Annotated in this window: 11 protein-coding genes; 9 read left to right on the top strand and 2 right to left on the bottom strand. The window is 67.7% G+C overall.

Translation table 11 applies throughout. The features are described from left to right. Window positions 1–90 precede the first annotated feature (90 nt). The gene (locus AC07OD_RS11615) at window positions 91–588 is read left to right on the top strand and encodes an LPS-assembly lipoprotein LptE (RefSeq protein WP_494596752.1); all 498 of its coding nucleotides are present in this window, start codon (window positions 91–93) and stop codon (window positions 586–588) included. Window positions 589–659: 71 nt separating this feature from the next. Here AC07OD_RS11615 and rocF read toward each other — a convergent pair whose 3' ends face one another. Continuing rightward, complete coding sequence (rocF, locus tag AC07OD_RS11610) at window positions 660–1,649, bottom strand: arginase (protein ID WP_218297852.1); 990 nt, start codon at window positions 1,647–1,649, stop codon at window positions 660–662. A gap of 234 nt (window positions 1,650–1,883) precedes the next feature. Here rocF and holA point away from each other — a divergent pair, with 234 nt between their 5' ends. Then, the gene (gene holA, locus AC07OD_RS11605; protein WP_494596750.1) at window positions 1,884–2,939 is read left to right on the top strand and encodes a DNA polymerase III subunit delta; all 1,056 of its coding nucleotides are present in this window, start codon (window positions 1,884–1,886) and stop codon (window positions 2,937–2,939) included. Between the two features lie 84 nt (window positions 2,940–3,023). Here holA and AC07OD_RS11600 read toward each other — a convergent pair whose 3' ends face one another. Further along, a complete protein-coding gene (locus tag AC07OD_RS11600; protein WP_369643630.1) occupies window positions 3,024–3,302 on the bottom strand; it encodes a hypothetical protein in 279 nt (92 codons plus the stop codon). Window positions 3,303–3,395: 93 nt separating this feature from the next. On the opposite strand from AC07OD_RS11600, the gene AC07OD_RS11595 reads away from it, so the two are divergent. The 7 genes from AC07OD_RS11595 to gshB all read left to right on the top strand — a co-directional run bounded on the left by AC07OD_RS11595 (window position 3,396) and on the right by gshB (window position 13,863). Next, a complete protein-coding gene (locus AC07OD_RS11595; RefSeq protein WP_218297849.1) occupies window positions 3,396–4,676 on the top strand; it encodes a glutamate-5-semialdehyde dehydrogenase in 1,281 nt (426 codons plus the stop codon). Window positions 4,677–4,736: 60 nt separating this feature from the next. Continuing rightward, the gene (gene trkA, locus AC07OD_RS11590; RefSeq protein ID WP_494596747.1) at window positions 4,737–6,191 is read left to right on the top strand and encodes a Trk system potassium transporter TrkA; all 1,455 of its coding nucleotides are present in this window, start codon (window positions 4,737–4,739) and stop codon (window positions 6,189–6,191) included. A 274-nt stretch (window positions 6,192–6,465) separates the two neighbouring features. Beyond that, complete coding sequence (locus AC07OD_RS11585; RefSeq protein ID WP_494596745.1) at window positions 6,466–7,932, top strand: TrkH family potassium uptake protein; 1,467 nt, start codon at window positions 6,466–6,468, stop codon at window positions 7,930–7,932. Between the two features lie 98 nt (window positions 7,933–8,030). Further along, window positions 8,031–9,326 (top strand): glutamate--cysteine ligase, encoded by a 1,296-nt coding sequence (gene gshA, locus AC07OD_RS11580; protein WP_218297846.1) that lies wholly within the window; start codon window positions 8,031–8,033, stop codon window positions 9,324–9,326. A 252-nt stretch (window positions 9,327–9,578) separates the two neighbouring features. Continuing rightward, complete coding sequence (locus AC07OD_RS11575; RefSeq protein ID WP_369643628.1) at window positions 9,579–11,447, top strand: potassium transporter Kup; 1,869 nt, start codon at window positions 9,579–9,581, stop codon at window positions 11,445–11,447. 136 nt (window positions 11,448–11,583) lie between these two features. Further along, window positions 11,584–12,771, top strand: coding sequence for a benzoate/H(+) symporter BenE family transporter (locus AC07OD_RS11570; protein WP_218297844.1), 1,188 nt, complete (start codon window positions 11,584–11,586; stop codon window positions 12,769–12,771). A 135-nt stretch (window positions 12,772–12,906) separates the two neighbouring features. After that, window positions 12,907–13,863: a glutathione synthase gene (gene gshB / locus AC07OD_RS11565; protein ID WP_494596742.1), complete on the top strand. Its 957-nt coding sequence runs from the start codon at window positions 12,907–12,909 to the stop codon at window positions 13,861–13,863. Window positions 13,864–13,984 lie beyond the last annotated feature (121 nt).

The raw sequence follows: 13,984 nt of genomic DNA, 5'->3' as shown, positions 1-13,984 counted from the left end.
GCGCCGGGGCGGCCCTGGTGCGGCGTCTGCTGGCCTGGGCCGGGCCAGTGCCACGGGTTGTGGGTGGCGCGAACGCAATGGATAACTGAAATGCAAAGACGCACACTGCTCTTCATCGCGCCCGCGGCCCTGCTGTCGGCCTGCGGTTTTCGCTTGCGGGGCGTGCCGGAGTTCGGGTTCGACTCGCTCTACATCGCGGCCCCCGCGGGCTCGCCGCTGGCGCGGGAGCTGCAGCGCACGCTGGACGGGTCGGGCAGCAAGCTGCAGGTGCTGCGCGACCCGGCGGCCCTGCCCACCGCCGAGGCCATCCTGGACCTGCTGCAGGAGCAGCAGGAGCGCGTGGTGGTGGGGCTTAACGCCTCGGGCCAGGTGCGCGAGCTGCAGTTGCGGCTGCGCATTCGCTTCAAGCTCCGGACCCCGGCGGGCACCGAACTGATCCCTGACACCGAACTGCTGCAGCAGCGCGACATCAGCTACAACGAAACCATCGCCCTGGCCAAGGAGGCCGAAGAGGCGCTGCTGTACCGCAACATGCGGACCGACCTGGTGCAGCAGCTGATGCGCCGGCTGGCCGCCGTGAAGCGGTAGCCGGGGGGCGGCGACGCCAGCGGCCGGGCCAGGCCCGCTCCACGGCGTCCCGTGCGGGGAGCGCGCCCGTTTCAGGAAGCGCTACGGAGCGCCGCCTGCGGGGCGCGCAGGCCCGATGGCACGCGCATCAGCGTGCTCTTGCCGAACAGCGACTCCACCAGGTCCACGGCCAACACGGCGGTGCGGTTGCGCACGTCCAGCGCGGGGTTGAGCTCCACGATGTCCAGCGACGCCAGGCGGCCGCTGTCGGCGATCATCTCCATGCACAGCTGGGCCTCGCGGTAGGTGGGGCCGCCGGGCACCGTGGTGCCCACGCCGGGCGCGATGTCCGGGTCCAGGAAATCCACGTCGAAGCTCACGTGCAGGTGGGTGTCGGCATCCAGCCCGGCCAGCGCCTGCTGCATGGTCTGGCGCATGCCCACCTCGTCGATGTAACGCATGTCGAAGACTTCCAGGCCCTGCTCGTGCACGAAGCGTTTTTCGCCTTCGTCCACGCTGCGGATGCCGATCTGGCGGATCTGGCCGGGGTGCAGCGCGGGGCCTCCGCCGGGCATCCGGGCCAGCTGTGTCAGCTCCTTCGGCCCAAAGCCGCACAGGCAGGCCACGGGCATGCCGTGCACATTGCCGCTGGGCGTGAGGGCGCTGGTGTTGAAGTCGGCATGCGCATCAAGCCACAGCACGCGCAGCTTCCTGCCGGTCTCCGCGCAATGCCGCGCCACGGCGCTGATGCTGCCCAGGCCCAGGCAGTGGTCGCCGCCCATCAGGATGGGCAGGTGGCCGCGCCGCAATTCGGCATACACCGCATCGAACACGCGCTGGTTCCACTCCACGACTTCGGGCAGGTGGCGGTAGCCTTGCTGCGGGGGCTGCCAGGGATTGGCCGGCCCGCTCAGGTTGCCCCGGTCGAACACCCGCAGGCCGTGGCTTTCCAGCGCCGGCTGCAGCCCGGCCACGCGCAGGGCCTCGGGGCCCATGGAGGCGCCGCGCGCGCCCGCTCCCACGTCGGTGGGGGCGCCCAGGAGGCTGATGGATGGCGCGGGGAGGGGCGGGGTGGAGGTCATGGTGCGAGGCCTTGGTGGGGAACGGACGGTGCCGGGCGCCCGGGGTGCTGGGTGCCCGTGTGGGTGGCGGGGTGATTGTCGGGGCGGGGAGCGCCAATGAAAAGCAGGACAGCTGCGCAATCGGGTGCGTGTACCGTGCAATCTGCAGGCCTGTGCTGGCGATCTGCGGGGTTTTCTGTGCCCCTGGCCTCCTGGTGCGCCAGGGTGCCAGGGCAAGGGGATAAACTTTGCCGCATGCAAGTCGCCCTGGCCCAACTCTCCACGCATCTCCAACGGGGCCTGTCGCCGCTCTACGTGCTGCATGGCGACGAGCCCCTGCTGCAGCAGGAGGCGGCCGACGCCATCCGCGCCACGGCCCGTGCGCAGGGCTATACCGAGCGCAGTTCCTACACGGTGGCGGGCGCGCACTTCGACTGGAGCGCGGTGCTGGCGGCGGGCGGCTCGCTCAGCCTGTTCGCCGACAAGCAGATCGTGGAGATCCGCATTCCCTCGGGCAAGCCCGGCAAGGACGGCAGCGTGGCGCTGCAGCAGGTGGCCGAGTCCGCCCGGGGCAACGACAGCACGCTCACGCTCGTGATGCTCCCGCGCCTGGACAAGGCCACACGCACCGGCGCGTGGTTCGCGGCGCTCGAATCGAGCGGCACCTCGCTCCAGATCGACCCCATCGAGCGCGGCATGCTGCCGCAGTGGATCGCACAGCGCCTGGCCGCCCAGGGGCAGCGCGTGGTGGCGGGCGAGGAGGGGCAGCGCACGCTGCAGTTCTTTGCCGACCGCGTGGAAGGCAACCTGCTGGCCGCGCACCAGGAGATCCAGAAACTGGCCCTGCTGCACCCGGCGGGCGAGCTGACGCAGGCCCAGGTCGAGGCCGCCGTGCTCAACGTGGCGCGCTACGACGTGTTCAAGCTGTCCGAGTCCGTGCTGTCCGGCCAGACCGCGCGCGTGCAGCGCATGCTCGACGGCCTGCAGGCCGAAGGCGAGGCAGAAGTGCTGGTGCACTGGGCGCTGGCCGAAGACATCCGCGCCCTCAAGCGCGTGAAGGACGCCATGAACGCCGGCCGCCCCCTGCCCATGGCCCTGCGCGAGAACCGCATCTGGGGAGCCAAGGAAAAGCTGTATGAGCGCATCCTGCCCAAGGCGAGCGACGCCGCCCTGGCGCGGCTGCTGCAGTCCGCGCACACGGTGGACGGCATCGTCAAGGGCCTGAAGGCGCCCGACTGGCCGACCGACGGCTGGCAGGCGCTGCAGCGCCTGGCGTTCCAGCTGTGCCGGCTGACGCAGGCGGCGCGGTGAGCCGCGCTGCGCCTGGTTCCAGATAAAAATAGCCGCTACCGCTTGTCCATCAAGCGCTGGAAGCTATCAAAATGGTAGTAATGATCAGGCGGCGTCCAGCACGCCGCGTGCCTTGTCCACCCACATCTCCAGGTTGGCGACAAGATCCTTCTGGCTGAACGAGCAGCTTTCTTCCGAGAACAGCGCGCTGGATTCGAGCCGGTCCAGCAGGCCGTGCAGCACCTCGGCGTAGCGCGGCGGCAGGGCGGCCAGCAGGTCGGTCTGGGCGCGGGCGGTGGTGCTCAGGGCGGACGCCGACAGCGTGCCGTGGCTGAAGGCCTGCAGGGCGTCGTGGACAGGTTGAAGCAGGTGGGCGCGGGTCATGGGCGGCTCTGGAAGCGGGGGATGGCGGCGGGGTGGCAAGGGTAACAGGCGCTCGGTGGGCCGCACAGAGGGTATCTGCGGCAAAATCGCCGGATGAACGCCCTCAACGTCGCTGAATACACGCACACCCTCGGCCAGCAGGCCAAAACGGCCTCTGCGCTGATGGCCAAAGCGCCAGCAGCTATCAAAAACAAAGCACTCAAGGCCCTGGCCCGCCTGCTGCGCGAGAACGTGGAGGCGCTGCAGATCGACAACGCCCGCGACCTGGACCGCGCCCGCACCGCCGGCCTGGCCGAGCCCATGGTGGACCGCCTGAAGCTCGGCCCCAAGGTGCTGGAGACCTGCGCCGAGGGCTGCGAGCAGCTGGCCGCCATGCCCGACATCATCGGCGAGATCCTGGGCATGAAGCAGCAGGGGAGCGGCATCCGCGTGGGCCAGATGCGGGTGCCGATCGGCGTGTTCGGCATGATCTACGAGAGCCGGCCCAACGTGACCATCGAGGCCGCGTCTCTGTCCATCAAAAGCGGCAACGCCTGCATCCTGCGCGGCGGCTCCGAAGCCATCGATTCCAACAAGGCGCTGGCCAAGCTGGTGCAGCAGGCGCTGGCCGAGGCCGGCCTGCCGCAGGACGCGGTGCAGCTGGTGCAGACCACCGACCGCGAGGCCGTGGGCCAGCTCATCGCCATGCCGCAGTTTGTGGACGTGATCATCCCGCGTGGCGGCAAGGGCCTGATCGAGCGCATCAGCCGCGACGCCAAGGTGCCCGTCATCAAGCACCTGGACGGCAACTGCCACACCTATGTGGACGACCCCTGCGACATCGCCATGGCGGTGAAGGTGGCCGACAACGCCAAGACGAACAAGTACAGCCCCTGCAACGCGAGCGAAGGCCTGCTGGTGGCGCGGGGCGTGGCGGCCGACTTCTTGCCGAAGATCGGCGCCGTGTACGCCGCCAAGGGCGTGGAGATGCGCGGCTGCCCGCAGGCGCTGGCCATCCTGCAATCGGTACAAGGCGCCCAGCTGGTGCCCGCCACCGAGCAGGACTGGAGCGAGGAGTACCTGGCCCCGATCATCAGCGTGAAGGTGGTGGATGGCGTGGACGAGGCCATCGCCCACATCAACCGGTATTCGAGCCACCACACGGATGCCATCCTCACCACCAACCATGTGCATGCCCAGCGGTTCCTGCGCGAGGTGGATTCCGCCAGTGTGATGGTGAACACCAGCACGCGGTTCGCCGATGGCTTCGAGTACGGGCTGGGCGCCGAGATCGGCATCAGCACCGACAAATTCCATGCGCGCGGGCCCGTGGGGCTCGAAGGCCTGACCTCGCTCAAGTACGTGGTGCTGGGCGAGGGCGAGGTGCGGACCTGATTTGCTCCATTTTTCATAGCTGGTGGCGCTTGCCAGTAGTGCGCTGACGGCCCATACCACATGAAAATCATCATCCTCGGGGCGGGCCGCGTGGGCCAGAGCGTGGCCGACAGCCTGGTGTCGGAGCGCAACGACATCACCGTGATCGACACGGACGCCGCGCGCCTGCGCGACCTGGAGTCGCGCTTCGACCTGCGCGGCGTGGTGGGCAACGGCATCGAGCCCGCCGTGCTGGCCGAGGCGGGCGCGCAGGACACTGACCTGCTGATCGCCTGCGCCGCGCAGGACGAGACCAACCTGGTGTGCTGCAAGATCGCACAGCTGGTGTTCAACATCCCCAAGCGCATCGCGCGGGTGCGCTCCACCGGCTTTGACCTGGACACGCGGCTGACCGGACCCGAGGGCTTTGCGGTGGACCGCATCATCTGCCCCGAAGAATCCCTCACGCGCTACATCGGCAAGCTCATCGAATACCCCGAGGCCATGCAGGTGCGCGAGTTCGCGGGGGGGCGTGCCTGCCTGGTATCGGTGCGCGCGCGTGCGGGTGCCCCCATGGTGGGCCACACCATCGGCCAGCTGCGCGAGAGCGACCCCGAGATGGCCATGCGCATGGTGGCCATCTACCGGCGGTTTCCGGACGAGCCGGACCGCTTCGTCGCGTGCGACGGGCGCACCCGCATCGAGCCGGGCGACGAGGTCTTCGTGCTGGCCGCGCAGGAGCACATCGCGAAGGTGCTGGCGGCCCTGCACCGGCCGCAGTCGCAGCCTTCCCAGCCCGTGCGCCGCATCATGATCGCCGGCGGCGGCCGGGTGGGGCTGCGCCTGGCCCGCCAGCTGGCGCAGGCGCCGGGGCGCTTCAACATCAAGATCATCGAGGACCACGCCGACCGCTGCGTCGAGCTGGCGTCGGCCCTGCCTTCCGAGGTGCTGGTGCTGCAGGGCGACACCACCGACGAGGACCTGCTGGGCGACGAGGGCATCGAGGAGGTGGACCTGTTCCTGGCGCTCACCGACGACGACGAGGACAACATCATGTCCTGCCTGCTGGCCAAGCGCATGGGCGCCAGGCGGGTGCTCGCCCTCATCAACCGCCGCAGCTACGCCGACCTGATGCACGGCACGCAGATCGACATCGCGCTGTCGCCCGCGCAGGCCATGCTGGGCGAGCTGCTCGCCTACGTGCGCCAGGGGGATGTGCAGGCCGTGCACAGCCTGCGCCGGGGCGTGGCGGAGGCGCTGGAGATCGTGGCGCGCGGCGACCGCAAGAGCTCGCGCGTGGTGGGCCGCAAGGTCAGCGAACTGGCGCTGCCGCGCGATGTGCACATGGGCCTGATCGTGCGCGGCCTGCCGGATTCGCCCGATGCGCCGCCCGGGGATCTGCGCGAGCCGCAGGTCATCATCCCGCGCAGTTCCACGGTGATCGAGGGCAACGACCACGTGGTGTTCTTCCTGCCGAACAAGCGGCTCGTGCGCGACGTGGAAAAGCTCTTCCGCGTGAGCGCGACGTTTTTTTGATGTCCCCCCCTGAGTTGATTCGCGCCTCCGTGCAGTTGCCAGAGGCACCAGCTCTTCGGGGCCGTCCCAGCCTGCGCAGGCACGCTGGGAGCCCCGGCCCCCAGCCCCCGCTCTCGCAGCGCTTCGCGCTGCGGGCAGGGGGACGCCGCCAGCGCACGCCAGCGAAGCGCCGCCTCTGCGGCGCGGCGGCCCTTGCGCGGCGGCCCTCGCCTGGGCTGCGCCAGTATCGGCAGCTGCATGCGATGCCGGCTGCCATGGACCAAGGACGCCCGTCATGACAGACATGTTTCCCGTCCTGCGCGTGCTGGGCATCCTGGTCATGATCTTTTCGCTGGCCATGGGGCTGCCGCTGGTGGTGTCGCTGTGGACGCGCGATGGCGTGTGGCACGTGTACCCGATCGCCATGGGCGCCACGATGGCGGTGGGGGCGTGGCTCTGGTGGCGCCTGCGCCTTTTCCGCCAGGAATTGCAGCCGCGCCACGGCGTGATGCTGGTGTCGCTGGTGTGGATGCTGCTGCCGCTGTCCGCCGCGGTGCCCCTGATGCTGGCGGGCCACCACATCGGGCGGCCGATGTCTTTCACGCATGCGTACTTCGAGGCGGTGTCGGGCCTGACCACGACCGGCTCCACGGTGCTCAGCGGCCTGGACGCGCTGCCCGTGTCGGTCAATGTATGGCGCACCTTTCTGCAGTGGATGGGCGGGATGGGCATCCTCATCCTGGCGGTGGCCGTCCTGCCGCTGCTGGGGGTCGGGGGCAGCCAGCTGTTCAAGGCCGAAGCGGCCGGGCCGCTCAAGGACGCCAAGCTCACGCCGCGCATGACGGGCACCGCCAAGGGCCTGTGGGGCGTGTATGCACTGTTTTCCGTCACCTGCGGCCTGGCCTACTGGGCGGCCGGCATGGGGCCGCTGGATGCGCTGATGCACATGTTCACCACGGTGAGCCTGGGCGGGCTGTCTTCCCATGACACCAGCTTCGGGTATTTCCAGTCGCCGCTGCTGGAGGCGATCTGCGTCTTCTTCATGCTGGTGGCCAGCTGCAATTTCGCGCTGTACTTCGTGGCCTTCCGCAAGGGCCACTGGGGTGGCTTCTGGCGCGACCCGGAGTTGCGCGCGACGCTTTTCTCGCTGGTGGGCGGGGGGCTGGTGGTGGCGCTGCTGCTGTGGGCCAAGGGGGGCTATGCACCGCTGGATGCGCTGCGCCACGCGATGTTCAATGTGATCTCGCTCGCCACCACCACGGGCTATGCCACCGTGGACTACCTGGCCTGGCCCGTGTTTGCGCCCGTGTTCATGCTGCTGCTGTCGGGCGTGGCCACCAGCGCGGGGTCGACCGGCGGGGGGATCAAGATGGTGCGCATGCTCATCCTGGCCAAGCAGGCGCGCCGGGAGATGAACCGCCTGGTGCACCCGCGCGCCGTGCAGCCCGTGTGCCTGGGAGGGGCCGTGGTGGACAACCGCGTGATCTTCTCGGTGCTCGCGTTCATGCTGGTGTATGGCGGCACGGTCTTCGGGCTCAGCATGGTCATGCTGCTGACCGACCTGGACCCGGTCACGGCGTTCTCGGTGGTGCTGGCCAGCGTGAACTGCGCGGGCCCGGGGCTGGGCAGCGTGGGCCCCGCGTCCACCTATGCCGTGCTGACCGATTTCCAGATCTGGGTGTGTTCGCTGGCGATGCTGCTGGGGCGGCTGGAGATCCTGAGCTTCATGGCCTTGCTCACCCCCGCCTTCTGGCGCCGGTAGCCAGCGCCCGCCACGGCTCGTGCCGCAGGCGGCTTGCGAATTTCCGGCCCGACCCCAACTCCCTACAATTCATCGCAATCGCTTCCCGAGGGCTTTCCATGGTTCCGCATCTCATCACGGCCCTCACCGGGCCGATCAACGAACTCGAACAGCGCATTCTCGACTCGATGCCCGCCATCGAGCGCTGGTTCCGGCTGGAGTGGATGGAGCACACGCCGCCGTTCTATACCTCGGTGGACATCCGCAATGCTGGCTTCAAGCTCGCGCCCGTGGACACCAACCTGTTTCCCGGGGGCTGGAACAACCTCACCAAGGAGATGCTGCCCCTGGCCGTGCAGGCCGCCATGGCCGCCATCGAGAAGATCTGCCCCGAGGCGCGCAACCTGCTGATCATTCCGGAAAACCACACGCGCAACACCTTCTACCTGGCCAACGTGGTGCAGCTGCAGCGCATCTTCAACATGGCGGGCCTGAACGTGCGCGTGGGCTCCATCAGCCCCGAGATCAAGAAGCCCACGCTCATCGAGCTGCCCAATGGCGACACGGTGACGCTGGAGCCCGTGGTGCGCACCAAGCGCCGCCTGGGCCTCAAGGACTTCGACCCCTGCACCATTCTGCTGAACAATGATCTCTCTGCCGGGCCGCCCGGCATCCTGGAAGACATCCACGAGCAGTACCTGCTGCCCCCGCTGCATGCGGGCTGGAGCGTGCGCCGAAAGAGCACCCACTTCAAGAACTACGAAGAGGTGGCCAAGCGCTTCGGCAAGATGCTGGGCATCGACCCCTGGCTCGTCAACCCCATGTACAGCCAGTGCGACGGCGTGGACTTTGCCGAGGACAAAGGCATGGACAAGCTGCAGACCACGGTGGATGCGCTGCTGACCAAGGTGCGCCGCAAGTACAAGGAATACGGCATCAACGAGAAGCCGTTCGTCATCGTCAAGGCCAACAACGGCACCTACGGCATGGGCATCATGACCGTGCGCGACGCCAAGGAGCTGGACGCGGTCAACCGCAAGACCAAGAACAAGATGGCCATCATCAAGGACGGCCAGCCGGTCAGCGACCTCATCATCCAGGAAGGCGTGCTCACGCAGGAGCGCGTGCACGAGGCCGTGGCCGAACCCGTGGTCTACATGATGGACCGCTACGTGGTGGGCGGCTTCTACCGCATGCATGCCGAGCGCGGCGTGGACGAGAACCTCAACGCCCCGGGCGCGAGCTTCGTGCCGCTCGCGTTCGAGCACAGCACGCACATGCCCCAGCCCGGCGTGCGCCCCGGCGTGAGCGCCCCCAACCGCTTTTACATGTACGGCGTGGTCGCGCGCCTGGCCATGCTGGCGGCCAGCTACGAGCTGGAAGCCACCAACCCGGACGCCGAGGTGTACGACTGAAACGGCGCCCCCGGGAAGCGGCGTGTCTTCTCCGTGTTCTCCCGGAGGGGGCGGGGCCGCCCCTGCGACCAGGCAGCGCCAGTTTCGCCGGGGGATTCCGCGCGGCCTGCCATGTCTGCGCCGGGCTGCCAAGGGCAAGTTGTTGCGTCGCAACATGGGGAGCTCCCCCCAGGCACTTGATCTGCCTCAGGCGCACAATAGCGTTCCCAAAAGTAACGGAACCCGGCAGCCCCTGTGTGCCGGGTGCGGTCAGTGCAAAGCTCCAAATCATCGCTCGCAGCGCTTACGCTGGGCGCCATCGGTGTTGTGTATGGCGATATCGGCACCAGCGTGCTGTATGCCGTCAAGGAGGTCTTCGGGTCCGGCCATGTGCCGTTCTCCCCAGCCAATATCTACGGCATCCTCTCGATCTTCTTCTGGACGCTCACCGTCATTGTTTCGCTGAAGTACGTGGTGCTGGTGCTGCGCGCCGACAACCACGGCGAGGGCGGGCTCATCGCCATGCTGGCGCTGGCCTCCCAGGCCGTCAAGGACAAGCCCCGGCTGCGTGGCGTGCTGCTGGCCGTGGGCATCTTCGGCACCTCGCTCTTCTATGGCGACGGCGTCATCACGCCCGCCATCTCGGTCCTGTCGGCCGTCGAAGGGCTGGAAGTCGTCTCGCCGCATTTCAAGCAGTACGTGATTCCGATCACCCTGGTCGTGCTCTTTTGCCTGTTTGCCGTGCAAAAGCGCGGCACCAGCGGCATCGGCAAGTTTTTCGGGCCCATCACCCTGGTGTGGTTCATCACCATTGCGCTGCTGGGCGTCTCGCACATCGTGGGGCATCCCGAGATCCTCTGGGCGCTGAGCCCGCACCACGCGCTGGGCTTCATGTGGGCCCATCCCGGCACCAGCTTCATCATCCTGGGGGCCGTGGTGCTGTGCGTGACGGGGGCCGAGGCCCTGTACGCCGACCTGGGCCACTTTGGCAAGCGCCCCATCCGCATGGCCTGGTTCGGCGTGGCCATGCCCGCGCTCACGCTCAACTACTTCGGCCAGGGCGCGCTGCTGCTGGCCGAACCCGAGGCGGTGAAGAACCCGTTCTACATGATGGCGCCCGACTGGGCGCTGGTCCCGCTGGTGATACTGGCCACCATGGCCACCGTGATCGCATCGCAGGCGCTGATCACCGGCGCCTTCAGCGTGACCAAGCAGGTCATCCAGCTCGGATACCTGCCGCGCCTGAACATCCAGCACACCAGCGTGCGGGACACCGGGCAGATCTACATGCCGCTGGTCAACTGGGGGCTGTTCGCCGCCATCGTGCTGGCCGTGGTGATGTTCCGCTCCTCCAGCAACCTGGCGGCCGCCTACGGCATTGCCGTGACGCTGGACATGCTGATCACCACCACGCTGACCTTCTTCGTGATCCGGTACGGCTGGGGCTACCCGCTGGCGCTGTGCATCGCGGCCACGGGCTGCTTCTTCGTGGTGGACCTGGCGTTCTTTGCCTCCAACCTGCTCAAGCTGTTCCAGGGCGGCTGGTTCCCGCTGATGATCGGCGGCGTCGTGTTCTCCCTCATGATGACGTGGAAGGAGGGGCGGCGGCTGCTCAACGACAAGCTGCGTGCGGACGCCATCGACCTCAAGGACTTCCTGGAGTCGGTGTTCATCAGCCCGCCCACGCGGGTCGAGGGCACCGCCGTGTTTCTCACGGCCGAGACCGGTGCGGTGCCCAATGCGCTGTTGCACAACCTCAAGCACAACAAGGTGCTGCACCAGCAGAACCTGTTCGTGACCGTGCACAACCACGAGACGCCCTGGATCGGGCTGGACAAGCGCCTGCAGGTGGAGCCCCTGGGCCACGACTGCTGGCAGGTGGTGATCCACTACGGCTTCAAGAACGACCCGGACGTGCCGCGTGCGCTGGAGCTGCTGCGCGGGCGGGGCTGCGAGCTGGAGTCGATGACCACCAGCTACTTCCTCTCGCGCGATACCGTCATCCCCACCATTGGCAGCGGCATGGCGCCCTGGCGCGAGAAGCTGTTCGCGCAGATGCACCACAACGCCAGTGGTGCGGCGGACTTCCTGCACCTGCCCAACAACGCGGTCGTCGAACTCGGATCCAAGATCGAGATTTGAGCGGGTTGGGGTCTTTTGGGCTTCAAGCGCTTGCTCATCAAGCGCCAATAGCTATAAAAATAATAGCAATCGTGTCCCCCGCCTTTCTGTGGTGGCGCGGCCGCCGGCGGGGATGCGTGGTGCCAGAATCCAGCCCATGCAATTTTTCAAAGACCTGAGCCTGTCGGCATTCACTGCCGGGTTCGTGGCCGTGCTGGTGGGCTTCACCAGTTCGGTGGCCATCGTGTTCCAGGCCGCGCAGGCGTTTGGCGCCACGCCGGCCCAGGTCACGTCCTGGATGTGGGCGCTGGGCCTGGGCATGGGCCTGTGTTCCCTGGTGCCCTCGCTCATCCTGCGCAAGCCCGTGATGGTGGCTTGGTCCACCCCTGGCGCGGCCGTGCTGGCCACGGCCGGCCTGGCCGGGGGCTTCACCATGGGCGAGGCGGTGGGCGCCTTCATGGTCAGCGCCGTCCTCATCACGCTGGCCGGCGTGACGCGCTGGTTCGAGCGGGCCATGGGGCGCATCCCCATGGAGATCGCCGCCGCCCTGCTGGCGGGCGTGCTGGCGCGTTTCGGCCTGCAGGCGTTTGCCGCCGCCCAGACGGCACTGCCGCTGGTGCTGACCATGCTGGTCGTGTACCTGTTTTCCCGCAAGTTCGCGGCGCGGTACGCCGTGGTCGTCACCCTGGCGGTGGCCGTGGTCTTCGTGGCCCTGCAGGGGAAGATGGCATGGTCGGGGGTGCGGCTGGAACTGGCAATGCCCGTCTTCACGGCGCCGCAGTTCAGCCTTGCCGCGACCATCAGCCTGGCGATCCCCTTGTTCGTCGTCACCATGGCGTCGCAAAACCTTCCCGGCGTTGCGGTGATCCGGGCCTCGGGCTATGACCTGCCCATCTCCCGCCTCATCACGCTGACGGGGCTCGCCACGCTCGCGCTCGCGCCCTTTGGCGCCTTCGCGCTGAACTTCAGCGCCATCACGGCCGCGATGTGCATGGGCCCCGAGGCCCATGAGGACCGCCATCGGCGCTACACGGCAGCGGTGTGCTGCGGCGCACTGTATGTGGCGATCGGTCTCTTTGGTGCGGTCATCACCGGCCTGCTGACCGCATTTCCCTCCGAACTGGTGGTGGCCATCGCAGGCCTGGCCCTGCTGGGCACCATCGGCAACGGCCTGGCGGTCGCCTTGCGCGAGGAGTCGCACCGCGAAGCGGCGCTCGTCACGTTCCTCGTCACCCTGAGCGGCGTGGTCATTGCCGGGGTGGGGTCGGCCTTCTGGGGCGTGGTCGCCGGCAGCTTTGCGCTATTTGTGCAACAGTACAGGCGTTCGCCGGCCCGGGGTGCGTGAGGCGAGCCCGGGTGAACCGCTGGCGCGGCGGCCGGGCCAACCGGGCGTTGCGGCCATCGTCTTTGCCCATATCTATATAGAGGAGCTAGCTGGCCAACCTGGCAGCGCCTCTCCTGCCACTTTCGATCCGACACCATGAAACTGCTCTTCATCGCCGATCCCCTGGAAAGCTTCAAGATCTACAAGGACACCACCTTCGCCATGATGCGCGAAGCCCATCGGCGCGGGCATACGCTGGCGGTGTGCGAGCCACGGCACATCACTTGGCAGCGCGCAAGCAAGGTGAGTGCGCGGGTGCGCGACATCCGACTGACGGGGAATGCCAGCCCGTGGTTCGAGGCGCAGCCCGAACGCGTCGCCGCGTTGGTGGACTTCGACGCCGTGCTGATGCGCAAGGACCCGCCCTTCGACAGCGAGTATTTCTACGCCACCCATCTGCTGGAGCAGGCCGAGCGAGATGGCGCCCGCGTGTTCAACAAGCCCCGGGCACTGCGCGACCATCCGGAGAAGCTGGCGATCATGGAGTTTCCCCAGTTCATCGGGCCAACCCTGGTCACGCGCAGCGCATCGGACATCCAGCGTTTTCACGCAGAGCACCGGGACATCATCCTCAAGCCGCTGGACGGCATGGGGGGCATGGGCATCTTCCGCGTGGGACCGGATGGCCTGAACCTGGGCAGCATCACCGAAACGCTCAATCGCGACGGCGCGCAGAGCGTGATGGTGCAGAAGTTTCTGCCCGAGATCGTGGACGGCGACAAGCGCGTGCTGGTGATTGGCGGCAAGCCCGTTCCTTATTGCCTGGCGCGCATTCCGCAAGGCACGGAGGTGCGTGGCAACCTTGCGGCGGGAGGCAAGGGCGTGGCACGGCCCCTGACGGCACGCGACCTGGAGATCGGCGAAACCCTGGGGCCCATACTGCAAGAGCGCGGCCTGTTGCTGGCGGGCGTGGATGTCATCGGGGACTGCGTCACGGAAATCAATGTGACCAGCCCGACGTGCTTCCAGGAAATCTTCGATCAGACAGGGTGTGATGTCGCAGCCCTGTTCATCGACGCACTGGAGTCCGCCATGGCGGTCTCCCCCCGGTAGAGGGCAATTTTTTGGCTGGAGTCTTTTCTCGCCCTCCGAACTCATGCTATAGTCGAGGGCTTCGCTACTGAGGCGGTGCTGCAGAGATGCGGGGCGCTGGAGGTTCGGGTGATGATGGGGT

This window comes from Acidovorax sp. GW821-FHT10E03 (assembly GCF_059415205.1).
The sequence above is the reverse complement of the archived record's forward strand: the minus strand, read 5'-3'. Positions and strand labels throughout refer to the sequence as shown.

Excerpts from the sequence above, each read along its gene's own strand:
- AC07OD_RS11615 (WP_494596752.1), top strand. The coding sequence starts at position 91 with ATGCAAAGACGCACACTGCTCTTCATCGCGCCCGCGGCCCTGCTGTCG.
- gshA (WP_218297846.1), top strand. The coding sequence starts at position 8,031 with ATGGTTCCGCATCTCATCACGGCCCTCACCGGGCCGATCAACGAACTC.
- AC07OD_RS11595 (WP_218297849.1), top strand. The coding sequence starts at position 3,396 with ATGAACGCCCTCAACGTCGCTGAATACACGCACACCCTCGGCCAGCAG.
- AC07OD_RS11600 (WP_369643630.1), bottom strand. The coding sequence starts at position 3,302 with ATGACCCGCGCCCACCTGCTTCAACCTGTCCACGACGCCCTGCAGGCC.
- holA (WP_494596750.1), top strand. The coding sequence starts at position 1,884 with ATGCAAGTCGCCCTGGCCCAACTCTCCACGCATCTCCAACGGGGCCTG.
- AC07OD_RS11570 (WP_218297844.1), top strand. The coding sequence starts at position 11,584 with ATGCAATTTTTCAAAGACCTGAGCCTGTCGGCATTCACTGCCGGGTTC.
- gshB (WP_494596742.1), top strand. The coding sequence starts at position 12,907 with ATGAAACTGCTCTTCATCGCCGATCCCCTGGAAAGCTTCAAGATCTAC.
- AC07OD_RS11585 (WP_494596745.1), top strand. The coding sequence starts at position 6,466 with ATGACAGACATGTTTCCCGTCCTGCGCGTGCTGGGCATCCTGGTCATG.
- trkA (WP_494596747.1), top strand. The coding sequence starts at position 4,737 with ATGAAAATCATCATCCTCGGGGCGGGCCGCGTGGGCCAGAGCGTGGCC.
- rocF (WP_218297852.1), bottom strand. The coding sequence starts at position 1,649 with ATGACCTCCACCCCGCCCCTCCCCGCGCCATCCATCAGCCTCCTGGGC.